Origin of the sequence: Streptococcus suis (assembly GCF_002964045.1) — a bacterium.
GTDB classification, from domain to species: domain Bacteria; phylum Bacillota; class Bacilli; order Lactobacillales; family Streptococcaceae; genus Streptococcus; species Streptococcus suis_U.
Genome location: NZ_POPB01000658.1, coordinates 1 through 307 on the forward strand (window position 1 = coordinate 1; position 307 = coordinate 307).

Genomic DNA, 307 nt, shown 5'->3' on the forward strand with positions numbered 1-307 from the left:
TGGTTTCGCCAATTATGACGAAGCTTGGGCGTTCGGCGTTCGTCCAGGGGATGTCTTGGTTCCCAAAAACGAAACCATTCTAACAGCCAACGGAAAAAATGTTATTTCTAAGGCTTGGGACAACCGCTTCGGTGTTCTTATGGTGACCGAACTACTGGAAAGCCTATCCGGTCAATCTTTGCCAAATCAGTTGATTGCTGGGGCAAATGTGCAAGAAGAGGTTGGCCTACGTGGAGCTCATGCTTCTACAACCAAGTTCAATCCAGATATTTTCCTTGCTGTTGATTGCTCGCCTGCAGGTGATATT

General features: G+C 46.9%; 1 pseudogene. It reads left to right on the forward strand.

Annotated elements, in window-relative coordinates:
• Positions 1-307, forward strand: a pseudogene (locus C1E99_RS13930) (glutamyl aminopeptidase); the annotation flags it as partial.